Origin of the sequence: Streptomyces acidiscabies (genome assembly GCF_020010905.1) — a bacterium.
Classification (GTDB): Bacteria; Actinomycetota; Actinomycetes; order Streptomycetales; family Streptomycetaceae; genus Streptomyces; species Streptomyces acidiscabies.
The window spans coordinates 2,700,865-2,722,560 of sequence record NZ_JAGJBY010000001.1 but is presented as its reverse complement, the minus strand read 5'-3'; the positions used below and the strand labels follow the sequence as shown (position 1 = coordinate 2,722,560).

23 protein-coding genes are annotated in these 21,696 nt (G+C 69.6%); 16 read left to right on the top strand and 7 right to left on the bottom strand.

Going from position 1 to position 21,696, the window contains the following annotated elements; all coding sequences use genetic code 11:
• Positions 1-26: 26 nt before the first annotated feature.
• Positions 27-1,322 carry an ISAs1-like element IS1629 family transposase gene (locus J8M50_RS12750; RefSeq protein WP_006378747.1) on the top strand — a complete coding sequence of 432 codons (1,296 nt, stop codon included), beginning with the start codon at positions 27-29 and terminating at the stop codon, positions 1,320-1,322.
• Here the strand turns inward: J8M50_RS12750 and J8M50_RS12745 are convergent.
• Entirely contained in the window at positions 1,315-1,767 is a 453-nt protein-coding gene (locus J8M50_RS12745; protein ID WP_050987167.1) for a GNAT family N-acetyltransferase, read from the bottom strand. The genes J8M50_RS12750 and J8M50_RS12745 overlap by 8 nt on opposite strands.
• A gap of 84 nt (positions 1,768-1,851) precedes the next feature.
• On the opposite strand from J8M50_RS12745, the gene J8M50_RS12740 reads away from it, so the two are divergent.
• Positions 1,852-2,745, top strand: a complete 894-nt coding sequence (locus J8M50_RS12740) for a TIGR01777 family oxidoreductase (RefSeq protein ID WP_086013970.1) — start codon at positions 1,852-1,854, stop codon at positions 2,743-2,745.
• 147 nt (positions 2,746-2,892) lie between these two features.
• Positions 2,893-4,560, top strand: a complete 1,668-nt coding sequence (locus J8M50_RS12735; RefSeq protein WP_010352023.1) for an NAD(P)/FAD-dependent oxidoreductase — start codon at positions 2,893-2,895, stop codon at positions 4,558-4,560.
• A 21-nt stretch (positions 4,561-4,581) separates the two neighbouring features.
• Here J8M50_RS12735 and J8M50_RS12730 read toward each other — a convergent pair whose 3' ends face one another.
• Positions 4,582-5,124 carry a hypothetical protein gene (locus J8M50_RS12730; protein ID WP_010352022.1) on the bottom strand — a complete coding sequence of 181 codons (543 nt, stop codon included), beginning with the start codon at positions 5,122-5,124 and terminating at the stop codon, positions 4,582-4,584.
• Between the two features lie 3 nt (positions 5,125-5,127).
• A complete protein-coding gene (locus J8M50_RS12725) occupies positions 5,128-5,502 on the bottom strand; it encodes a hypothetical protein (RefSeq protein WP_141655550.1) in 375 nt (124 codons plus the stop codon).
• Positions 5,503-5,718: 216 nt separating this feature from the next.
• On the opposite strand from J8M50_RS12725, the gene J8M50_RS12720 reads away from it, so the two are divergent.
• Positions 5,719-6,903 (top strand): hypothetical protein, encoded by a 1,185-nt coding sequence (locus J8M50_RS12720; RefSeq protein ID WP_010352019.1) that lies wholly within the window; start codon positions 5,719-5,721, stop codon positions 6,901-6,903.
• Positions 6,904-6,945: 42 nt separating this feature from the next.
• Here J8M50_RS12720 and J8M50_RS12715 read toward each other — a convergent pair whose 3' ends face one another.
• Entirely contained in the window at positions 6,946-8,391 is a 1,446-nt protein-coding gene (locus J8M50_RS12715; protein ID WP_010352018.1) for an NsdA family TPR-like regulatory protein, read from the bottom strand.
• A gap of 246 nt (positions 8,392-8,637) precedes the next feature.
• Here J8M50_RS12715 and lipB point away from each other — a divergent pair, with 246 nt between their 5' ends.
• The 4 genes from lipB (at position 8,638) to J8M50_RS12695 (ending at position 11,808) form a co-directional block, all read left to right on the top strand.
• Positions 8,638-9,435, top strand: coding sequence for a lipoyl(octanoyl) transferase LipB (gene lipB / locus J8M50_RS12710; RefSeq protein WP_010352017.1), 798 nt, complete (start codon positions 8,638-8,640; stop codon positions 9,433-9,435).
• 205 nt (positions 9,436-9,640) lie between these two features.
• Complete coding sequence (gene lipA / locus J8M50_RS12705; RefSeq protein WP_010352016.1) at positions 9,641-10,606, top strand: lipoyl synthase; 966 nt, start codon at positions 9,641-9,643, stop codon at positions 10,604-10,606.
• Between the two features lie 262 nt (positions 10,607-10,868).
• Positions 10,869-11,069, top strand: a complete 201-nt coding sequence (locus J8M50_RS12700) for an SCO2195 family GlnR-regulated protein (RefSeq protein WP_010352015.1) — start codon at positions 10,869-10,871, stop codon at positions 11,067-11,069.
• A 37-nt stretch (positions 11,070-11,106) separates the two neighbouring features.
• Positions 11,107-11,808: a DUF4191 domain-containing protein gene (locus J8M50_RS12695; RefSeq protein ID WP_010352014.1), complete on the top strand. Its 702-nt coding sequence runs from the start codon at positions 11,107-11,109 to the stop codon at positions 11,806-11,808.
• A gap of 63 nt (positions 11,809-11,871) precedes the next feature.
• On the opposite strand, the gene J8M50_RS12690 is transcribed toward J8M50_RS12695, so the two are convergent.
• Positions 11,872-12,339: an RDD family protein gene (locus tag J8M50_RS12690; protein ID WP_010352013.1), complete on the bottom strand. Its 468-nt coding sequence runs from the start codon at positions 12,337-12,339 to the stop codon at positions 11,872-11,874.
• A gap of 212 nt (positions 12,340-12,551) precedes the next feature.
• On the opposite strand from J8M50_RS12690, the gene glnA reads away from it, so the two are divergent.
• The 4 genes from glnA (at position 12,552) to pspAB (ending at position 15,926) form a co-directional block, all read left to right on the top strand.
• A complete protein-coding gene (gene glnA, locus J8M50_RS12685; protein WP_010352012.1) occupies positions 12,552-13,961 on the top strand; it encodes a type I glutamate--ammonia ligase in 1,410 nt (469 codons plus the stop codon).
• Between the two features lie 70 nt (positions 13,962-14,031).
• Positions 14,032-14,316: an SCO2583/SCO2584 N-terminal domain-containing protein gene (locus tag J8M50_RS12680; RefSeq protein ID WP_010352011.1), complete on the top strand. Its 285-nt coding sequence runs from the start codon at positions 14,032-14,034 to the stop codon at positions 14,314-14,316.
• A 111-nt stretch (positions 14,317-14,427) separates the two neighbouring features.
• Positions 14,428-15,345, top strand: a complete 918-nt coding sequence (gene htpX / locus J8M50_RS12675; RefSeq protein WP_029183620.1) for a zinc metalloprotease HtpX — start codon at positions 14,428-14,430, stop codon at positions 15,343-15,345.
• Entirely contained in the window at positions 15,345-15,926 is a 582-nt protein-coding gene (gene pspAB / locus J8M50_RS12670; RefSeq protein WP_010352008.1) for a PspA-associated protein PspAB, read from the top strand. Before htpX ends, pspAB begins: the two co-directional genes overlap by 1 nt.
• Here pspAB and J8M50_RS12665 read toward each other — a convergent pair.
• Complete coding sequence (locus tag J8M50_RS12665; RefSeq protein ID WP_075661706.1) at positions 15,886-16,278, bottom strand: arsenate reductase family protein; 393 nt, start codon at positions 16,276-16,278, stop codon at positions 15,886-15,888. The genes pspAB and J8M50_RS12665 overlap by 41 nt on opposite strands.
• 161 nt (positions 16,279-16,439) lie before the next feature.
• Between J8M50_RS12665 and J8M50_RS12660 the strand changes: the two genes are divergently transcribed.
• A complete protein-coding gene (locus J8M50_RS12660; protein WP_010352006.1) occupies positions 16,440-16,703 on the top strand; it encodes a hypothetical protein in 264 nt (87 codons plus the stop codon).
• 38 nt (positions 16,704-16,741) lie between these two features.
• Here the strand turns inward: J8M50_RS12660 and J8M50_RS12655 are convergent, their stop codons facing one another.
• Complete coding sequence (locus J8M50_RS12655) at positions 16,742-18,364, bottom strand: phosphotransferase (RefSeq protein WP_010352005.1); 1,623 nt, start codon at positions 18,362-18,364, stop codon at positions 16,742-16,744.
• A gap of 238 nt (positions 18,365-18,602) precedes the next feature.
• On the opposite strand from J8M50_RS12655, the gene glnII reads away from it, so the two are divergent.
• The 3 genes from glnII (at position 18,603) to J8M50_RS12640 (ending at position 21,537) form a co-directional block, all read left to right on the top strand.
• The gene (glnII, locus tag J8M50_RS12650; protein WP_010352004.1) at positions 18,603-19,634 is read left to right on the top strand and encodes a glutamine synthetase; all 1,032 of its coding nucleotides are present in this window, start codon (positions 18,603-18,605) and stop codon (positions 19,632-19,634) included.
• Positions 19,635-19,714: 80 nt separating this feature from the next.
• A complete protein-coding gene (locus tag J8M50_RS12645; protein WP_010352003.1) occupies positions 19,715-20,638 on the top strand; it encodes a DUF6891 domain-containing protein in 924 nt (307 codons plus the stop codon).
• A 326-nt stretch (positions 20,639-20,964) separates the two neighbouring features.
• Positions 20,965-21,537 carry a winged helix-turn-helix domain-containing protein gene (locus J8M50_RS12640; protein WP_010352001.1) on the top strand — a complete coding sequence of 191 codons (573 nt, stop codon included), beginning with the start codon at positions 20,965-20,967 and terminating at the stop codon, positions 21,535-21,537.
• Positions 21,538-21,696 lie beyond the last annotated feature (159 nt).

The following is a 21,696-nucleotide window of genomic DNA, read 5'->3' as shown; positions in this document are numbered from 1 at the left end:
TACGCTGCAAGATCCACGAAGGTGCCGTGTTCGTTCCTCCATCATCCCCTGCCGTCGTTCCCGTCTCTCCGGCGCCCCGCCTGGAGGCCCTCGGCTCGGATGCCGCGCGAGACCAAGTCCGCGGCCTGGTTGCCGAGTTCGAGTCGGTCACCGATCCTCGCGGGGCGTGCGGGGTGCGCTACCGGGTCTCCTCGCTGCTGGCCCTGGTGGTCTGTGCGATGACCCCGGCGGGCCATGACTCCATCACCGCGGCGGCGGAGTGGTGCCGACGTGCGACGCCTGAGGAACTGGCCGCTTTCGGTCTGCCCTACCATCCGTTGCGCGGCCGCTACCGGATCCCGAGCGAGAAGACCTTGCGCACCGTTCTGGGGCGGCTCGATCCCGGTGAGGTCAGCGCGGCCGGCTACGACCACCTGCGGCCCCTGCTGTCCACGGTGTCCCACTCTCCCGAGCCGCTCATGCCCGACGGCGGCATCGAACGCGAACAGCGCCGCGCCCACCGGGCGGCCGCCCGCGCCGAACCGGTGCGCTCCCGGCGCCGGGCCATCGCGGTGGACGGCAAGTGCCTGCGCAGTGCGAAGCGCCCGGACGGCAGCCGCGTCTTCGTGCTCTCCGCCGTCCGGCACGGCGACGGCATCACCCTCGCCTCCCGCGAGATCGGCGCGAAGACCAACGAAATCCCCGAGTTCCAACCCCTGCTCGACCAGCTCGACGACGCCGATCTCAAGGGGGCCGTCGTCACCGCCGACGCCCTCCACGCCCAACGCGACCACGCCACCTACCTGCACGAACGCGGCGCCCACTACCTGCTGACCATCAAGAACAACCAGCGCGGCCAAGCCCGTCAGCTCCACGCCCTGCCCTGGAAGGAGATCCCCGTCATCCACCGTGACGACGCCCGCGGCCACGGCCGCCACGAACAGCGTCTCGTCCAGGTCGTCACCGTCAACGGCCTGCTCTTTCCCCACGCGGCCCAGGTCCTGCGCATCCAGCGCAGACGCCGTCTCTACGGAGCGAAGAAGTGGTCCAGCGAGACCGTCTACGCCATCACCGACCTGCCCGCCGAGGAAGCGAGTGCCGCCGAGATCGCTTCATGGGCTCGCGGGCACTGGACCGTGGAGAACACCGTCCACTGGTGTCGGGATGTGACCTTCAACGAGGACAAGTCCCAGGTCAGGACCCACAACACGCCCTCAGTCCTCGCCGCCGTCCGCGACCTGATCCGCGGTGCGCTCAAGCTTGCCGGGTACGTCAACACCGCCGCCGGCCGCCGAGCCCACACCGAACGCACCCTCGTCCTCAGCCTCTACGGCATCACATGATCAAACCGGACGACCCGGGCAAACGCCGGGGCCCTGCCCCGAACCCCTCCCCCTCGTACAGCTTCCGCGCAGGCGCATTGTGCCCCAGCACCCTCAGCGTGATCCGGCGAGCCCCCTCCCCGCGAGCCCTGTCGAGCGCCGCTCGGAGCAGGGCGCGGCCCACTCCCCTCCCCCGCACCTCGTCCGACACCACGAGGCCCTGGATCTGGCGGACGTGTGCGCTCACCGCGAGGGGCGACGGGGCCAGCCGGATGTAGCCGACGGGGTCGTCGGAGAGGGCGGCGATCAGGTAGTCGTCCGGGGCGTGGCGTTCGTCGAAGAAAGGGGCGTCGAGGGCCGGGCGTGGCATCACCGCGTGGAAGTGGGACCAGGTGAGGTGGTCCAGGCGGGCCAAGGGGGGTGCGTCGGTGAGTGCTGCGGGGCGGATGTGGAGGGTGGTGGGCATCTCGTCACTGTAGGGGGCCACGAGAACACCGTCATTTGAATATTCAAACGGAGATTTTATGGGGGTCCGGGGCAGGATGGGCGTATGCGACGAGTTGCTGTGGCCGGTGCGTCCGGTCTGATCGGAAGTGCTCTGGTGCGGTCCCTTGAGGCCGACGGGGTCGAGGTGCTGCGGCTGGTGCGGCGAGGTGCCGCCGGGCCCGGGGAAGTGGCGTGGGAGCCGGAGGCCGGGCGGGTCGATGCCGCCGGGCTCGTCGGGGTCGACGCCGTTGTGAATCTTGCCGGGGCCGGGGTCGGGGATCGACGCTGGACCGAGGCTTATAAGAAGACCATCCGGGATGGGCGCATCAACGGGACCCGGGCGCTCGCCGAGGCCGTCGCCGGGATGGCGGAGCCGCCGCGCGTGTTCGTCAACGGGAGTGCCATCGGGATCTACGGCGAGACCGGGGAACGGTCCGTCGACGAGAGCGCGCCCGCCGCATCGGGGTTCCTGCCCGAGTTGTGCGTCGAGTGGGAGGCGGCGACCGAGGCGGCTCAACAGGCGGGCGTACGGACCGTGTTCGCGCGGACCGGGCTGGTCGTCGCCCGGGGCGGCGGCGCCTGGGGGAAGCTGTTCCCCTTGTTCAAGGCGGGACTTGGCGGACGCATGGGCGACGGGCGGCAGTACTGGTCGTACATCGCGCTGCACGACGAGGTCGCCGCGATCCGGCACCTCCTCGAACACGACGACCTGGAAGGCCCGTTCAACCTCACCGCACCCGAACCCCTGACCAACCGTCAGATCACCGACGCCATGGCCCGCGTCCTGCACCGCCCGAAGGTGTTCACGGTCCCCGCCCCCGTACTGAAGGCGGTGCTCGGCGAGATGGCCGGGGACGTCCTCGGCAGCGCCCGCGTCGTACCCGGCAGACTCCTGGAGTCCGGATTCCGGTTCGCGTTCCCCGGCATCGACGACGCCGTGCGGGCCGCCCTCAGGTGACATGCGACCTCCGTGCGCCCGTGCTCGGTGCGTGCGCGAGCTGACCCTGCGCGGGAGTCGACCTACCCTCAAGCGGAACTCGGGTATCCCTACGGCGAGTTGAGGGTACGACGCCTTCGACTCGACGCAATCCGCGAGGAGGGGCACGTGCTTGAGCCCGCGTACAAGGTCGACGTCGTCATCGTGGGGGCCGGGGTGTCCGGGCTGTCCGCGGCGCAGCGGCTGACCAGCGCAGGACTGTCGGTGTGCGTACTGGAGGCCGCCCCCGGGGTCGGGGGGCGCATGGCGACCGAGAAGGTCGACGGGTTCCGGCTGGACCGGATCGGGCAGCTGCTGTCCACGGCGTACCCGGAGCTGACGATGACACCGGGCCTGGAGGGTCTGGCGCTGCGGCCCTTCGCGCCGGGGGTGCTGGTGCACGGCGAGGGACGGCGGGTACGGATGGGAACTCCCGTCGCGGTGAGGGGACTTGGGGGTAGGAGGGGAGTCGCCGGAGCGCGAAGGACAACTCCGGGTGCCTCGCGGGGAGTTCGGGGTGGGGCGGGGCTCGATCCCGGAGGCGCGCGGGGAGTTACGGGCGGGCGAGGGCTCGACCTCGGAAGTGCGCGAGGTGGGCTGGGGCTCGACCTCGGAGGCGGCCGGGGAGTCCGGGCGTTCGGCCGCGGCGCGCGCGGGTTCGACGCGGCGAGGCAATCGTGGGGGTCCGAGACCGAGAGCGGCTCCCGGGCCGCCGCCGTGGGGGGCGCGCTGGCCGGTGCCGGAGGCTCCGTCGTGGGGGGCGCGAGGGGCGCATTCGATGCCGTACGCGCCCTGGCGAGCGCCCCTCGGAACGGGGTGAGCGGCGAGGTGCGGTACGGCGGTCCCCTCGGGTCGGCCATGGACCAGGCGCGGTTGCGCGGCGCCCTCTCCCGGCTCGCGTCCGTCCCCGTCGAGCGGCTCCTCGCCCGCGCCGAAGCCCCCGCCGGGGAAGCGCTCACGGCGCGGGGGCTGCCGAGCCGTACGGTGGACGCGTTCCTGCGGCCCCTGCTTGCCGCGCTGCTGTGCGACCCCGAGCTGACGACGTCCAGCCGGTGCGCGGATCTGGCGCTGCGGTCGTTCGTCGGGGGGCGGCTGTGCGTACCCGAGGGCGGGGCCGACGCGCTGCCCGAGCTGCTCGCCTCGACGCTGCCGACAGGCGTCGTACGTACGGGAGTTCGCGTCACCTCCGTCTCCACCACCTGCGTCACCACCACCGAGCACGGGGAGTTCCGGTGCCGGGCCGTGCTGGTGGCGACCGACGCGCGTACGGCGGCCGAGCTGCTGCCGGGGCTGCGGGTGCCGGAGTTCCATCCGGTGACCGTCGTCCACCACACGACCGACGAACTCCCCGACAGCGGGGGCGCGTTGCTGCTGGACGCGGAGCGGGGCGGGCCGGTCGCGCACACGGCCGTCATGAGCGAGGTCGACCCCAACAGGGCGCCTGTGGGACGGGTGTTGATCTCCTCGACCGTCCTCGGCACTCCCCCGGACGACCTGGACGACGCCGTCCGCGCGCACCTCGCGCGCCTCTACGGCACGTCCACGTCCCGCTGGGAGATCCTCGCCATCCACCACACCGCCGAGGCCGTCCCCGCCATGCGTCCGCCCCACGACCTGCGCCGGGCCGTCCGGCTCCTCGCGGGGCTGTACGTCTGCGGGGACCACCGGGACACCAGCACGGTGCAGGGCGCGCTGCATTCGGCGCACCGCGCGGCGACCGCGCTGATCGCGGAGCTGGGGGCGGCGGGGGCGTCGCAGCTGGCGGACCCCCCGGCGACGGTCCGCGAAGCGGCCTGAGAGGGAGCGCGTGGCCTGGCGTCAGAAGCGGAGCGGTACGGCCGACGGCAACTCCGGGTACACGCGCGCCCGTTGGCTCGTCACGCAGTCGACCACCTTCGTCTCGCTCCGGGCGGAGGCGGCGAAGTCGGCGAGGTTGCGCTCCCGGGACGTCACCCGAACGCCTTGCCGTTCCAGGCAGTTGGCGACCGCCTTCCTCAACGGCTCGGCCATGAGCTGGGGTTGGGCCTCGACATAGGTCGGTTCGACGAGGGACAGGTGGGCGAGATTGCAGGTCTGGACGGCGTCGTTATAGGTGTCCGGGTCGCCGCCGGGAGTGATGTCGTAGATCAGCGTGAGGTTGTCCGTCGGGCTGATCACGGGAGCGCTAACCGGGTAACCGGCGTTCCGCACACAGGAGATGAACCGGTTCATCGCCGTGCGGTACTCCGCCCCGGTGACCGTCCCGTCCTCCAGCGCCCACTTCTGTCCGGGGAGCGGGGCGTCCCGCCCGCCGTCGTGGGCCGGTGCGCAGCCCACGACGGCGGCCAGGAACCCCGCGGCGAGGATCGTCGCCGCGCGCACGGTTCAGGACCGGGTCACGTTGCAGTTGTCGCAGCCCCAGTGCAGGCCGTACCTGACGGCGATGCCACCGTTGGTGTCGGTCGCGTACGCGGTGCTGCTGCTGCCGTACACCCGGGTCGTCCAGACGCCGTTGTTGCGCTCCAGCGCCGCGCTCAGGCGGCCCGCGCAGCTTCCCGACGCCTTGGTGGTCTGCGCCCAGCTGTACGAGCCGGTGAAGCCGCTGGAGACGCGGTTGGTGCCGCAACTCCGGGAGACCTCGCGGTTGTTGCCCAGGGCCTGGGCCTCGGAGACGGCGATCATCGGTGCGATGGCCATCGTCGCCGTCATGACCGCCGCCGCAGCGGTCTTCCGCGCCGACCAGCCGAACATTCCTGCCATTTCCCCCACGCTTCCTTTCGGTCGTCCTGCTCGTGAGGGCAACTGTCGGGGAAGGGCCGGGGGCCGGGAACCTCTAATGTTCCAGGGTGGCGCCGGCAGAAAGGGCGCGAGAAGTGAACCGTCCCCATCATGACAGGTCAGCCGGTGTTTTCGTAGGACGGACGGCACAGTTGTTTTTGCTTGTCCGGGGGATATTCCGCACTCAGAATCTTGCGCATGGCGAACTCCAAGTCGGTTGATCACGACGCTGTGTTGAGGGCTCGGACGATGTTGCTCGGATCGGGGAGGCGGAGTCTTCGGGAGGAAGTCCAGGCGTATCGGGTACTGGCCCAGGTGAGCCCCTCGGCTTATCTCGGGAAGCTGGCCACGGCGTTGGTGTCGTATTCGTACGCGCAGGAATTCCAGGAGCGGCCGGAGATCGTTCTCGCGTTGTGCGCGGAGGCGGTCGGGGCGGCCCGGGAGATCGGCGTGGACGAGCCGCAGCGGACCGAGGTGCTGGTGCGGGCGCTGGGGGCGTACGAGCGGCAACTGTTCGACGCGGGGCGGCGGGAGGAGGGTCTCGCCGCGTGCGAGGAGGCGGCGGACGCCGGGAAGGAGGGGTTCGCGCGGGGGCAGGTGGCGAGCGAGGGCTACGGGAGCCGGCGGCTCGGGATCGTGCTCGCCGAGGAGGGGCGGCACGAGGAGGCCGTCGAGGTGGTCCGGTGCGAAGTCGGCGGGTCCTTCTGGGAGTTGGTGCAGTACGGGGCCGAACTCGACGTGGTGGGACGGGCGCAGGAGGCGTCGGCGGCGTTCGGGCGGCTCGCGGACGACCATCGGGACAGACTCGGCGCACAGGAAGGGTCGTTGGCGATGACCGTGGCCGTGCTGGTGCAGTACGCGCGGCTGCCCGGCACCGTCGACGCGGCGGCGGTGCGCGGTGAAGCGCTCGGCCTGCTCAAGGAGTTGAGCGAGGGCGGGGAGCGCCGAGGGTGGAGCGACCTCAGCTCCTTCTGGTCGACGCTCCTCGCCCTGTCCGCGCGGTCGCTGGAACCCGCCGGGGCCCCGGCACCGGCGTACGGCGCCCCCGTCACGCACTGGTCCCCCGACGTGCGTCGCGCCTACTTCGCCGGGCTCGACGAGTTGGAGCGCGAGGCCGCCGAACCGGACAGGGACCTCAAGCAACGGGCCGTCGTACAGCACCGGCTGACGGTTCGTTCGACGCTCTACCACGAGGGCCGGGTCCGCCGGATGGAGCAGCCTCTGCGTCCCCTCTTCGACGAATCCGTCTCGCTGGCACGCGAGTTGGGCGACCGGGCGTGGCTCGCGCGGACGCTGACGGACCGCGCCATGTTCGAGGTGGCGGCGATGCGGTACCGGGAGGCGTACTCGGACTTCCGGGAGGCCGTGGAATTGGCGGAGTAACCGGCCCGGCCGGGCGGCCCTCACAAGCCGCCCGGCACGCCCTCACCCCAGCGCCGCCACCTTCTCCCGGTACCCCCGTACCGCCGCCGCGTCCTTGTACGGCTCCAGCCTCCGCTCGAAGTCCCTGACGTACTCCACCGCCCGCGCCGAGCGCATCTCGGAAGCCTGGGTCGCCGCCTCCGCCGCGTGGCGGCAGGCCTGGTCCAGTTCGCCCAGGGAGAGGCGGGCCGTGGCCAGGACCACCCGGCAGAAGAGGCGGCTGCGGGCCTGGGTCGCGGGCCTCAAGTGGAGGGAGCGTTCCGCGTGTTGGGCCGCCGCGCGGAACTGGTGGAGGTCGCGGTGGCAGTGCGCGAACTCGTCGGCGAGCTGGGCCTCGTCGAAGAAGCGGGCCCAGTACGGGACTTCCTCCGCGCCGGTGTGCTTCGAGGCTTCCAGGGCCCGTTCCGCGCGGACCAACGACGTTGTGCAGGCCCGGACTTCGCCCAGGACGCCGTGGCCTCGCGCCTCCACCGCGTGCAACAGGGCCTGGACGGTCGGGGCCGCCGCCGTACCCACCCCCTGCTGGGCCACGCGCGCCAGCTGGACCGCCTCGCGGCCGTGGCCGAGGTACACCGCCTGGCGGCTCATCGTGACGAGGACGTACGCGCCGTACGCGCGGTCGCCCGCCGCCTGGGAGAGGCGCAGCGCCTGGACGAAGTACCGCTGGGCGAGGCCGTGCGCGGCGATGTCGTACGACGTCCAGCCTGCCAGCCGCGTGAGGTCGGCGGCGGCGGCGAACAGGCGGCGGCCCGTCTGTTCGCCGTACACGCCCCGGAGCATGGGCTCGCACTCGTGCTCCAGGTAGCGGACCAGGGCCTGGCGGGCGTGGCCGCCGCCGTAGCGGCTGTCGAGCGCGCGGAAGAGTTCGCCGACCGAGCGCAGGGCGGAGATGTCGCCGCCGGTGACGCGGACACTGCGTTCGCCTCGGTCGCCCCGCTCGCGCTGGCGGGGTACGGCCGGGCGGGCCTGCGGGGGGATGCGGGGGTGCGGTTCGGCGCGGGCCACCTTCTCGTCGGCTCGGCCGATCAGCCAGTCGCGGCTCGGTACGACCAGGCCCGCCGGGGTGAAGGCGATCTTGCGGAGCTCCGCGTGGCTGCCGGAGTCCTTGCGCCACAGGCCGCTGATGATGTCGACGGCCTCCTCGGGGGTGCCGGCGAACTCCAGGCCCGCGTACACGGGGGCGCAGGCGTCCAAGCCGAGGTCCTGGGCGGTCAGGCGGCGGCCGAGGCGCCTCGTGAAGACCTCCGCGATCAGGGCCGGCGTCGTACCCCTCGGCTGCTGGCCACGGAGCCAGCGGGTCACCGACGTCTTGTCGTATCTGAGGTCCAGGCCGTGTTCGAGCCCGAGCTGGTCGACCCGACGGGCCAGTCCTGCGTTGGAGAACCCCGCTTCTGCGATGAGCGCGGCGAGCTGGCGGTTGGGGGTGCGCGGCGCGGGTCGGTCCGTCATCTGCGGTGCGGTCTCCTGCCTTCCGGGCATGTGACGTGCCCGGATGAAGTTCCCGGATTGCCTGTGAGCAGCCCAGTTGGCCTCGTGAACGGCGCGAATGTAGCGGAGCGTGAGCAAGTGGTCGCACTATCCGGGGGGCATTCATCCGATCGTGTGAGGATTGGCCGTCGGGCTGACGCGGGGGCGGCAGTCGTACAGTGGCGTGGAGGCGTTTCGTGCCTTACCACGTCGAGGAGGCGTTTTGCGGTGAGTGAGCTGCGGTTCGTTCGCATGGGGTTCGGGGACGAGGCGGTCGAGTATCAGGTCGCCTGGGACGAGCAGCGGCGGGTTCATGCGGCGCGCTTCGCCGATGAGGTGCCGGATACGGTGCTGCTGCTGGAGCATCCGCCGGTCTATACCGCCGGGCGGCGTACGGCTGACAGTGAGCGGCCTCTTGACGGGACGCCGGTGATCGATGTGGATCGCGGGGGGAAGATCACGTGGCACGGGCCCGGGCAGCTGGTGGGGTATCCCATTCAGAAGCTTCCTCGGCCTGTGGATGTCGTGGCTCATGTGCGGCGGATCGAGGATGCGCTGATTCGGGTCTGTGCGGAGTTCGGGGTACGGACTTCGCGGGTTGAGGGGCGTAGTGGGGTGTGGGTGTTGGGGGATCCCGTCGAGGAGCGGCCTTTGTTGGGCGGGCTCTCGTTGGACTTCGATCCTCGGTTGACCGATGAGGAGTTCGATCCTCGGATGAATGGGCCCGAGTATGCGCCGTCCAATGCGGGGCAGCGGCGGGAGGACCGGAAGATCGCGGCGATCGGGATTCGGGTGGCGAAGGGGGTCACGATGCATGGGTTCTCGTTCAACGTGAACCCTGACAACAAGTGGTACGACCGGATCATCCCTTGCGGGATTCGGGATGCGGGGGTGGCGTCCTTGGCGGAGGAGTTGGGTCGGGATGTGACGATCGCGGAGGTGTTGCCGGTGGTGGAGCGGCATCTCAGGGATGTGTTGGAGAACGCGGAGTTGAAGCCGCGCGAGGTGGAGCGGGCCGCGGTTTGATCGGCGGGTGCGGCGGCGTCATGGTTGGTCGCGCCCGCGCGGCGGTAGCCGCACATCAAACACAGCCCCGCGCCCCTAAAAGACAAAAGACCCCGCCGCTGACGGGAATCTCCCCGTTCATCCCGAGGTTGGGGTCTCAGCGGGGCTCAGTAAGCACGGGCGTACCCTGGTGTACGCCGAAGAATCGAAGCACAGGGAGCCGGTCGTGTCCGCAGTTGCACCCGACGGACGCAAGATGCTGCGCCTGGAGGTCCGTAACGCCCAGACCCCCATCGAGCGCAAGCCCGAGTGGATCAAGACCCGGGCGAAAATGGGTCCCGAGTACACGAAGATGCAGAGCCTCGTGAAGAGCGAGGGGCTGCACACGGTGTGCCAGGAGGCCGGCTGTCCCAACATCTACGAGTGCTGGGAGGACCGGGAGGCGACGTTCCTCATCGGCGGCGACCAGTGCACGCGGCGATGCGACTTCTGCCAGATCGACACGGGCAAGCCCGAGGCGCTGGACCGGGACGAGCCGCGCCGGGTGGGCGAGTCCGTCGTCACGATGGACCTGAACTACGCCACCATCACCGGCGTCGCCCGCGACGACCTGGAGGACGGCGGGGCGTGGCTGTACGCCGAGACCGTGCGGCAGATCCATGAGCAGACGGCCGCGCGCGCGGAGGGCCGTACGAAGGTCGAGCTGCTGGCGCCGGACTTCAACGCCGTACCGGAGCTGCTCGAAGAGGTCTTCGCGTCCCGGCCGGAGGTCTTCGCGCACAACGTCGAGACCGTGCCGCGGATCTTCAAGCGGATCCGGCCCGGTTTCCGGTTCGACCGTTCGCTGAAGGTCATCACCGCCGCCCGTGACTACGGCCTGGTGACCAAGTCGAACCTGATCCTCGGGATGGGCGAGACCCGCGAGGAGATCACCGACGCGTTGCAGCAGATGCACGACGCCGGGTGCGAGCTGATCACCATCACGCAGTACCTGCGGCCGTCCGTGCGGCACCACCCCGTCGAGCGGTGGGTCAAGCCGCACGAGTTCGTGGAGCTGAAGGAGGAGGCCGAGCAGATCGGGTTCTCCGGGGTCATGTCGGGGCCGCTGGTGCGCTCGTCGTACCGCGCGGGCCGGCTGTACCAGATGGCCGTCGAGAAGCGAGGGACGTACGTCGCCTCGCAGGCCGTGTGACGCTCCGACCTTCGGATTGACTGACTCCAGCCGTGTGAATTCCCGCACAAGAACCTACTCGCCGGTAACGGCCGAGACGACGCGGTCCCGGACGTCCTCGCAGTTGAGGGCGTTGCCGGGGCCGCGTTGAAAGTTTTCGGGGTCGTATCAACGTTTCATCGGTGTTTGACCGGTCGGTCACGCCCTGGTAACACCAATCAGTGACGCTGATGTCACATCACGTAGGCCCATACCCAAAGCCGCTCCGAGGGGGGACCTCATCATGCAGGCCGCACCCGTCCGTGCCACCGCCATCCCGACCTTCACCGACGCCCTGCGCGCCGTCGAGTCGCTGCTGCTCAGCAGCGGCCAGCGCACGGCCCGCCGCAACGCGTGGACCTCCGTGCTCGAAGACCGCCGCCGGGCCAAGGACCGGGTCGAGGCCGAGCGCGTCCTCGAAGCGGTCAGCTCCGCCCGTCCCTGAGCGCGAGGGCTCCGCACCGGGCACGTAGACTTCTGGCATGGCGAGAAGTGACAGCGCGGCAGCATCCGCGAACCCCGGGCGACTGAAGCAGATCGCCCTGACGTACAAGATGACCCGTAAGGCCGACAAGACGATCGGCCTGGTGCTCGCGGGCGTCTTCCTCCTCATCTTCGGTGTCTTTCTCGCGATCGGCTTCTGGATCGACCACCCGATCTACCTCGGGATCCTCGGTTTCCTGCTGGCCTTCCTGGGTACGGCGATCGTCTTCGGGCGGCGGGCCGAGCGGGCCGCGTTCGGGCAGATGGAGGGGCAGCCGGGTGCTGCTGCCGCCGTCCTCGACAACATCGGGCGTGGCTGGACCACGACGCCGGCTGTCGCGATGAACCGCAGCCAGGATGTTGTCCACCGGGCTGTCGGCAAGGCCGGGATCGTGCTGATCGCGGAGGGGAACCCGAACCGGGTGAAGACTCTGCTGGCCGCCGAGAAGAAGAAGATGAACCGGATCGTCGCGGATGTGCCGGTGCACGATGTGATCGTGGGCGTCGGTGAGGGTCAGATCGCGCTGAAGAAGCTGCGGACGGCGTTGCTGAAGTATCCGCGGGTTCTGACCGGACCGCAGGTGACGGCGACGAACGACCGGCTGAAGGCGATGGGGGACCTGATGTCCAACATGCCGCTTCCCAAGGGGCCGATGCCGAAGGGCATGAAGCTGCCGAAGGGTGGGCCCAAGGGCCGCTGATTGCACTTGGTACGACGATGGGGGCGCCCAAGATCTTGGGCGCCCCCATCGTCGTACCTGTCTCTAAATGCGCACCTCGACCGTTTGCGCCAGCCTGTCGTGCAGGCCCCTGCCGTCCTTGTCCCAGACCAGGGCCGGGACCGCCAGGCACAGGAGGAACGTGCGGAGCAGGGCGCGTAGGGGGTTGACCGTGCCTGTGGGGAGGTGGAGGACTCGGATGCCGAAGAGGCGTTTGCCGGGGGTGAAGCCTGTCGTCGTGACCGTGAGCGCGCCCAGGGCGAAGAAGACCAGCAGGGCCCAGTTGCTCGTGGCGGGCGAGTAGCCGTCCGTGATGAGGCCGTATGCGATCAAGACGCTCAGGCCCCAGTCGACGGCGAGTGCGCCGAGGCGGCGGCCGGGGCGGGCCAGGGAGTTCGGGCCGTCCTCCGGGAGACCGAGGTCCCGGCCCCGGTAGCCGAAGTCCGCACCGGCTTCCTCCAGGGCCGCGCGGGGTCCGGAGAGCCAGGATCCGAGTGCTTGCCTTTTGTCCACCCGTCCACGGTACTGGGCGGGTACGGGGAAGCCGACAGGTGGGGGGCCGGGTGGGCAGGGCGGGCCGGGGCCGGTTAACTTCGGTGAAACAAATGGGTCACGCCCGAGAAATCACCCGTCCCTAGGGTCGGGACGAGCGTGTGCCACCGCACTGGCCGCACGAACGAACTACCACCCCGGCTCGGGAAACAGCCGGGAGTAGGAGGAGCTGGATGTCCCAGAACGCCGACGACATCAAGAAGCTGATCACGGACAAGCAAGTCAAGTTCGTCGATGTCCGCTTCTGCGACCTGCCGGGCGTGATGCAGCACTTCACCGTGCCCGTCGACGCGTTCGACCCGGACGAGGAGCTGGCGTTCGACGGCTCCTCCATCCGTGGTTTCCAGGCCATCCACGAGTCGGACATGGCGCTGCGCGCCGACCTCGACACCGCGAAGATCGACCCGTTCCGCCGTGACACCACGCTGAACATCAACTTCTTCATCCACGACCCGATCACGGGCGAGCAGTACTCCCGCGACCCGCGCAACGTGGCGAAGAAGGCCGAGGCGTACCTCGCGTCGACCGGTATCGCGGACACCGCGTACTTCGGTCCCGAGGCCGAGTTCTACGTCTTCGACTCGGTGCGCTTCTCCACCGCCTCGAACGAGAGCTTCTACCACATCGACTCCGAGGCCGGCGCCTGGAACACCGGGTCGACCGAGAACAACCGGGGTTACAAGGTCCGCTACAAGGGCGGGTACTTCCCGGTCGCGCCCGTGGACCACTTCGCCGACCTGCGTGCGGAGATCTCCCTGGAGCTGGAGAAGTCCGGCCTCAAGGTCGAGCGCCAGCACCACGAGGTCGGCACCGCCGGCCAGGCGGAGATCAACTACCGGTTCAACACGCTGCTCGCCGCGGCCGACGACCTCCAGCTCTTCAAGTACATCGTGAAGAACGTCGCCTGGCGCAACGGCAAGACCGCGACCTTCATGCCGAAGCCGATCTTCGGTGACAACGGCTCGGGCATGCACGTCCACCAGTCGCTGTGGACCAACGGCGACCCGCTGTTCTACGACGAGGCCGGGTACGCGGGCCTCTCGGACACCGCGCGTTACTACATCGGCGGCATCCTCAAGCACGCGCCGTCGCTGCTGGCGTTCACCAACCCGACGGTGAACTCCTACCACCGCCTGGTCCCGGGCTTCGAGGCGCCGATCAACATGGTGTACTCGCAGCGCAACCGCTCCGCCGCGATGCGTATCCCGATCACGGGCTCCAACCCGAAGGCCAAGCGCGTCGAGTTCCGCGCGCCCGACTCCTCCGGCAACCCGTACCTCGCCTTCTCCGCCCTGCTCCTCGCGGGTCTCGACGGCATCAAGAACAAGATCGAGCCGGCCGAGCCGATCGACAAGGACCTCTACGAGCTCGCCCCCGAGGAGCACGCGAGCGTCGCCCAGGTCCCGACCTCCCTGAACGCCGTCCTCGACGCGCTGGAGGCGGACCACGAGTTCCTCCTCGCGGGCGACGTCTTCACGTCCGACCTGATCGAGACGTGGATCGACTTCAAGCGCACGAACGAGATCGCCCCGCTCCAGCTGCGTCCGCACCCGCACGAGTTCGAGCTGTACTACGACGTGTGATCGAACCGTGAGCCGTCCGGCGCCCTCGTCCCGTTCTCCGGGGCGGGGGCGCCGTCGTATCGTGATGGGTATGGCTGAGAAGGGCGAACAGAACGACGAGGAGCGGGAGTTCGATCTTCGGTGGGCCGATGGGGCCTCGCACAAGGAGCCGTCGGCTCGGGCGCGGATGCTGGCGGCGAAGTGGAAAGAGGAGCCGCCTGAGGCTGTGCCGTTTCGGGGGGAGCCTGCCAGGCGTCGTAGGCGGTTGCGGGTGCCTGTCGTGCGGCGGGGGCCCTGGACGTCCGTCGCTCTGGTGTTCGGGAGCATCGCCGTCGCGATCCTGGCGCTGGGGTACAGCGGGTTTCAGGGGTTCTGAGGGGGCGCTCCGGAGCTTTTGCCTGGACCGGGACTGTTCAGGGCCCGTTCATGGGGTGGTCACGAGGCACACTGGGCAGTGGGGCGAGTGCCTGACTGCGGGGTGATGCAGATGCGGAGCCGTTTTCGGAGCGACCGGCAGCTGACCGTACGGATGACGGTCACCATGTTCCTGCTGGGGCTGCTGTACGTGGGGTTCGTCGCTGCCCTGATCGTGCTGCTGAAGTCGTGGGTGCTGGTCGTGGTGGTCGTGGCCGCGATGCTGGGCGCCCAGTTCTGGTTCTCGGACCGGATCGCGCTGTTCGCGATGCGGGGGCGGGTGGTGGAGCGGGAGGAGTATCCCGAGCTGCACGCCGTCGTGGACCGGCTGTGCGCGCTCGCCGACATGCCGAAGCCCGTCGTCGCCGTCTCCGAGATGGACATGCCGAACGCGTTCGCGACGGGGCGCAACCCCGACAACGCCGTGGTGTGCGTGACGACGGGGCTGCTGCGGCGGCTGGAGCCGGCGGAGCTGGAAGGGGTGCTGGCGCACGAGCTGTCGCACGTGGCGCACAAGGACGTCGCGGTGATCACGATCGCCTCGTTCCTCGGCGTGATGGCGGGGCTGATCGTACGGTTCGCGCTGTACTCGCAGATGTTCGGCGGGCGGGACCGCAAGGACCAGAACACCCTCGCCGTGTTCGCCGCCGTGCTGGGCGTCTCGATGGCCGTGTACGCGCTGAGCTTCCTGCTGATCCGCGCGCTGTCCCGGTACCGCGAACTCGCCGCCGACCGCGCCGCCGCGCTGCTGACCGGCCGTCCCTCGGCCCTCGCGTCGGCGCTCACGAAGGTGGACGGCGACATCGCGCGCATCCCCTCGAAGGACCTACGGACGGCGCAGGCGTTCAGCGCGTTCTACTTCACCCCGGCGCTGGGCTCGGAGCCGGGCATCGCCCGGTACTTCTCGACCCACCCGAGCCTGGACCAGCGGCTGGAGCAACTGGGGCGGATCTCGGCCGAGTTGGGCGAACCACTGGGGAAGACGGACTGATGGGGCTGCTGGACATCCTGCTGGGCCGGACCAAGCCGGTCGCACCCGACCTGGACCAGCTCTTCGCGCTGCCCTCGGCGGCGATCACCCTGGAGGCGGCGGCCGGGCTCACCCCGACCGGCGTCGGCGCAGTGTGCTTCGCGACGGTCGAGGGCGCGGCGTTCGACCAGACCCACCGGGAGGTGCAGGCGCTGCTCGACGCGGACACGGACCGTACGGGGCCGCCGGTCGAGCTGACGCGCGACACGTACGGCTACTCCTGGCTCGTGTCCCGCCGCTCCCCCGACGACCTCGCCGCGCTCGTCAACGACCTGCACGCGGTGAACAGTTCGATGGAGGTCAACGGGTTCGGGCCGCAACTCCTGTGCTCCCTCGCGGGGTTCACGGACGCCGACGGGCGAAGACTCGCGCTGGTGTACCTCTACAAGCGGGGCACGTTCTACCCGTTCGCCCCGCTCGGGGACTCCCAACGCCGGGACAACGCGCTGGAGTTGCAGATCAAGGCGGCTCTCGTGAACGACCTGCGGATCGAGCAGGACCTCAGCCGGTGGTTCCCGGTGTGGGGTGCGCCGGGGGTGTGAGGAGCGTCCCCCGTACCGCTTCCTCCGTCCGCGCCACCACCGCCGTACCGTCCTCGGCGGTGATGATGGGGCGCTGGATCAGCTTCGGGTGGGCGGCGAGCGCGGCGATCCAGCGGGCGCGGGACGTCTCGTCGCGCGGCCACTCCTTCAGGCCCAGTTCCTTCGCGGCGGCCTCCTGCGTGCGGACGATGTCCCACGGTTCGAGGCCGAGCCGTCCGAGGACCTCCGCGATCTCGGCCTCGCTCGGTACGTCCTCCAGGTAGCGGCGGACGGTGTACTGCGCGCCCTCCGCGTCGAGGATCGTGAGGGCGCTGCGGCACTTGGAACAGGCGGGGTTGATCCAGATCTCCATGCGTCCCACGGTACGTGAGTCAGGTGCTGGGAGAGCCTCCAAACGGCCTTTGATCAGGGGCTTTTGTCAGTGGCGGGTAGTAGAATAGAAGCAGTGTTCGAGGGTGTCGCCGGGGGGTTCGACACATCCCCGGCGGCGTCCTGACAACGGGAGGTTCGCCTGTGTCCGCTGTCCTGTTCGATCTGCCGTACGCCCCTGTCGAGAAGCACCCGCTGCCCGCCGGGCGTCCGCGTGAGTGGTACATCTCGCACAACCGCCGCCTCAAGGCCATGCGCCTCGCCATCGCACTCCTCGACGCAGGGGTGTTCGTCCCGAACCAGGCCCGCAACGAGAGGATCCGCTCCACGGCCGAGCGGATCGGCATCCACCCGCCGTCGGACACGACGTGTCACATGGTGCGGGCGCTGATGCGGTACTCGCGGTGAACTGAGCGCCGGGCGCCCTGAGTTGGCGCCCGGCTCTTTCATGCGTACGTCGCCATCAGGCCGCGTACGTACGTCTCCATCCGCTCGCCCAGCACCTCGGGGGTCAGGTCGGTGCGGCCCGACTCCCGCCAGGGGCCCGCGAGTTTGGTCGCGTCGCCGGCGTAGTGGAGGCAGTCCAGGAGGCGCCAGTAGAGGTGGTCGGGGGCGGGGGCCAACTGGCGTCCGCCTTGGGCCTCGTAGCGTTCCCGGAAGCCGAGTCCCGCCTCCGGGCCATGCAGGAGCGCGAGGGCGGTGGAGCAGTGGGCGACGTCCACGTCCGCCGGGCCCCAGGACGTCTCCACCCAGTCGACGACGCCGGTGATCCGTCCTTCGTGGAAGAGGACGTTGCCGGGGTGGAAGTCGCGGTGGAGGAAGCAGGGGTCGTACGTGGGGGGTTCGCGGCGGATGAGGTCCACCGCGTGGGTCCACAGGTCGCCCTGGGGGGTCCTGACGCGGTCTGCGGACGTCCATGCCTGGTAGTCGCGGGGGCGTTCGGTGGGGGTGACCGTGTGGATGCGTACGAGGAGCGCCGCGAGTTGGTCCAGGCGGTGGTCCAAGTCTGCCTCGTCGAAGCGGACTTGGCCGGGGAGGGCGGTCATCGCCAGGGAGGGGTGGTCGCAGTGGGTGGCGTCGGGGTCCACGCCGATGAGGCGCGCCGTGGGGATGCCGTCCTCGTCGGCGAGGAGGGTGAGGATGGCCGCCTCTCGGTTGAGGAGGCCGGGGGCGTGTTTGCGGAAGAAGGGTTTCACGAAGGTGCGGAGGACGACGTCGTCTTTGAGGTCGTCGTCTTCGAGCGTGACGCGGCGCATCTGGGAGCTCCAGCCTCCCTTCAGCGGCTGGGAGTCGACGCGCTTCTTGCCGGTCTGCTCGGCCAGCCACTCCCAGGTCGCCGTCCAGCCCCGGTCGGTGAGGCCGGTGAGGAGGTCGGTCACCAACTCCCGTCTCGCCTCGGCGTGATCGCGGTACCAGAGGCCCAACTGGTGGTCCGCGCCTTTCAGTTCGACCCTGCTGTACTGGGCCCGTGCCGTCAGCGCGTCCTCGATCGCCTCCGTCACCTCCGGCGGGATCACCTCGTCCGTCTCCGGTACGAGGAGCAGGGCGCGGCCGGTGTAGCCCCGCAGTACGTCCAGCGCGGCCGAACGCCGCCAGGTGTCCGGCGTACGGATGATCTCCGTGAATCTGCCGTCGCCCTCGCCGAAGGGTTCGGTCCAGGCTTCGGGGGCGTATACGGCGGGGGCGGCCAGCGCGATCGCCGTGACGCGTTCGCCGTAGTGGGCGGTGAGGTCGGCGACGGTCTGTCCGCTCATGCTGAAACCGGCGAGGATCAGGGGGAGTTCGGCGGGGACGTACGCGTCGATGACGGCGACCGCCTGTTCGAAGCGGCGCTGGAGGCTCAACTCCCGTAGGTGTCCGGTGCTTTCGCCGTGGCCGGAGAAGTCGAGGGCGAGGGCCTGGACGCCGTGCGCGGTGAACTCCCCGGCCAGCGGGAGGAGTCGGGCCTTGCTGCCGCGTCCGGCGCCGTGCAGGAGGACGGCGGCGGCCGGCGCGTCTGCCGGACCGCCGTGCACCCCGCTGAGAACGTCGTCGCCATGGTCGTACCCGAAAGAAGTCAGCTCTGGCATGGGCCCATTGTCCGACGATGTACCAGGCGTATCGGGAGCGGCGGTACCTCCTGGTGGGACACCGCGTCTCACTCCGTGAATCCCGTCACAGAACACCCAGGTAACACGGGGTTCACACTCGGGCAATGGGCGGGAAACCGCCTGTTGACAGGGTGCCTGTATTCGACGCGGTGCCCCAGTGCCGTAGTGCCGCAGCACCCGCAAGTGCGCCAAGACATACCCCCGAAGGATGTGGCCCGTGACCTTCAAGGCTGAGTACATCTGGATCGACGGCACCGAGCCGACGGCCAAGCTGCGTTCCAAGACGAAGATCGTCACGGACGCGTTCGGCGGGCTCGAGTCGCTGCCGATCTGGGGCTTCGACGGGTCCTCCACGAACCAGGCCGAGGGTCACGCTTCGGACCGTGTGCTGAAGCCGGTCTTCACGTGTCCGGACCCGATCCGCGGGGGCGACGACATCCTCGTCCTGTGCGAGGTCCTGGACATCGACATGACGCCGCACTCGTCCAACACGCGTGCCGCGCTCGTCGAGGTCGAGGCGCGGTTCGCCGCGCAGGAGCCGATCTTCGGCATCGAGCAGGAGTACACGTTCTTCCAGGACGGCTACCCGCTCGGCTTCCCCAAGGGCGGCTTCCCGGCCCCCCAGGGCGGCTACTACTGCGGCGTCGGCGCGGACGAGATCTTCGGCCGTGAGGTCGTCGAGGCGCACCTGGAGAACTGCCTCGCCGCCGGCCTCGGCATCTCCGGCATCAACGCCGAAGTCATGCCCGGCCAGTGGGAGTTCCAGGTCGGCCCGCTCTCCCCGAGCCTCGTCGCCGACCAGCTGTGGATCGCGCGCTGGCTGCTCTACCGTACGGCCGAGGACTTCGGCGTCGCCGCGACGCTGGACCCGAAGCCGGTGAAGGGCGACTGGAACGGCGCGGGCGCGCACACGAACTTCTCCACGAAGGCGATGCGGGAGACGTACGCGGCGATCATCACCGCCGCCGAGTCCCTCGGCGAGGGTTCGAAGCCGCTGGACCACGTCAAGCACTACGGCGCGGGCATCGACGACCGTCTGACGGGCCTGCACGAGACGGCCCCGTGGAACGAGTACTCCTACGGCGTCTCCGACCGTGGCGCCTCGGTCCGTATCCCGTGGCAGGTCGAGAAGGACGGCAAGGGGTACATCGAGGACCGCCGTCCGAACGCGAACGTCGACCCGTACGTGGTGACGCGTCTGCTGGTCGACACGTGCTGCTCCGCGCTGGAGAAGGCCGGCCAGGTCTGATCCCGCCGAACTCCTGAAGGGCGCCCCTGTGTTGGGGGCGCCCTTCTCGCGTTGTCAGTGGCGGGTGGCAAGCTGGGGGCATGGAGAGTCACGGGGGTCTGGCGGTCAAGGTCCGGACGGAGTTCAGGGAGACGGCGCTGCGGCCGTCGGGTGCGTGGTTGCGTGAGCTGGTCGGGCGGATCGGGGAGGAGGGGGACCGCTGGATCGTCGTCCAGCGGGTGCCTGATCTGCCGGACGTGTTCGCTCAGGTGTGGCATCGGGCGGGTGAGACGTACCGGTTCGAGTACCGGGTCTCCCGTACGGAGTTCTACGGGACCGAGGCCGCGGACGCCGCTGCCGTCGCCGAGGCTCTGGTGGCGTGGGCCGTGGGGGCGCCGGGGTGGGAGGCGGGGTTCGTGTGGACGCCGGTCGATGTCGATCCGCCGGAGGCTGCGCGGGAGTTGCCCGAGGAGATACGGGTGCGGGTCGAGGGCGTTGTGCGGCTGATGCTGGTCTGTGGGTACGAGGGGCGCGGGGCGCTCGCCGAGGCTGCCGAACAGTACCTGCGTGAAGGGGATGCGCGGCCCGTGTCGCCCGTGCAGGCGCGGGAGTTGGTGGATCGGATGTGGGTGGAGCGGGTTGTCGAGCAGGAGGCGTGGGAAGGGGTTACCGATCCGGAGCGGGTGGCTGCGGCGTTCGAGAGGTTGCGGGAGGCGGGGATCGTGGCGCGGGAGAATTTCGCTTGTTGCCGTAGCTGTGGGGACGCGGAGATCGGGGCGGAGGCCGGGGAGGGGGACCGGGGGTTCGTGTATTTCCACTCGCAGTGCACCGAGGGAGCGGCTCAAGGGGGCGGGCTGATGCTGTTGTACGGGGCTTTCGACGAGGGTGCCGACGCCGCTCGCGAGGTCGGGCGGGAGGTTGTGCGGGCGGTGGAGGGAGCCGGGTTGTCCACGGAGTGGGACGAGGATCCGGGGTGGGGGATCGCCGTTACTCCCCTGGACTGGCGTAAGCGGCTGGTGGGGTGAGGTGGGGGGCGTCCGGGTTCCGGTCAAGGATGCGTCCAACCTGTGAGAGGAGGGTCCTTTAACCGGGCGGGGTCTGCTTCAATGTGGGCATGGCCAGCTTTCAGAAGTGCGATGCGACGGGTCGTCATGACCTTGAGCCGTTCTGGCCCTCCCGTCAGCATCACGACTTCGATCGGGTGTGTTGTCGCGCGGTGAACGCGCCGGCCCTCTAAAGCCGTACATCCCGGTCTTCGGCCGGCGCGAACAGGTAAGTCCCTCGGCGGGGCCCGACCACGAATCGGGGCCGTCGGTCCACCTGACATCTCGCGCGAAAGAGCTGACGTCTCATGGCGACCACCACTCGTTCACTGTCCCCCGCGTATCGCTCCGCGGGTAGTGCCGCTTCCTCTCCTTCTCGGCATCGGCTGCGTGCCGTCGATCGGGATGAGGTTGTGGAGATCTCCGATTTTCTTCCGCCCGGGGCCACTTGGTTGCCCGCGCCTCAGCACACGTTGCCCTCTCTGCCTGGGCAGCCGCCCATGGTTGGGTACCTCGTTCTTGTTCCTGCGGATCAGCAGCCGCCGTTTCTGCCCGTTGCTGTGCGGGAGGCTGAGCCTGAACCCGGTGGGAGTGACTCGCTCGTTCGTGTTGATTCCGTTCAGCGGACCGCCTTCGTTGATGGGGTTGAACTCGATCTGACGTATCTGGAGTTCGAGTTGCTTGCGCATCTTGTGGCTCATCCTCATCGGGTGCATACGCGGGATCAGCTCGTCACCACGGTGTGGGGGTATGGGCATGTGGGGGACGGGCGGACTGTGGATGTGCATGTGGCTCGGCTTCGGCGGAAGTTGGGGGTGCATCGGCAGGCTATTCAGACGGTTCGGCGGGTGGGGTACAAGTACGCGCCGCCGGTTGGGTAGTTGCGCCTAATGGGGTGCTGGGAGCTGTGGTTCGGCGGGTGCGGCTTGTGTGTGGCTGGTCGCGCAGTTCCCCGCGCCCCTTAAGGGCGTTGATGTTTGCCTCCTTTGTGGAGATCGCCTCTCTGCTGTTGGCAGAGTTGCGTTCCGTCTGGCGTGGTC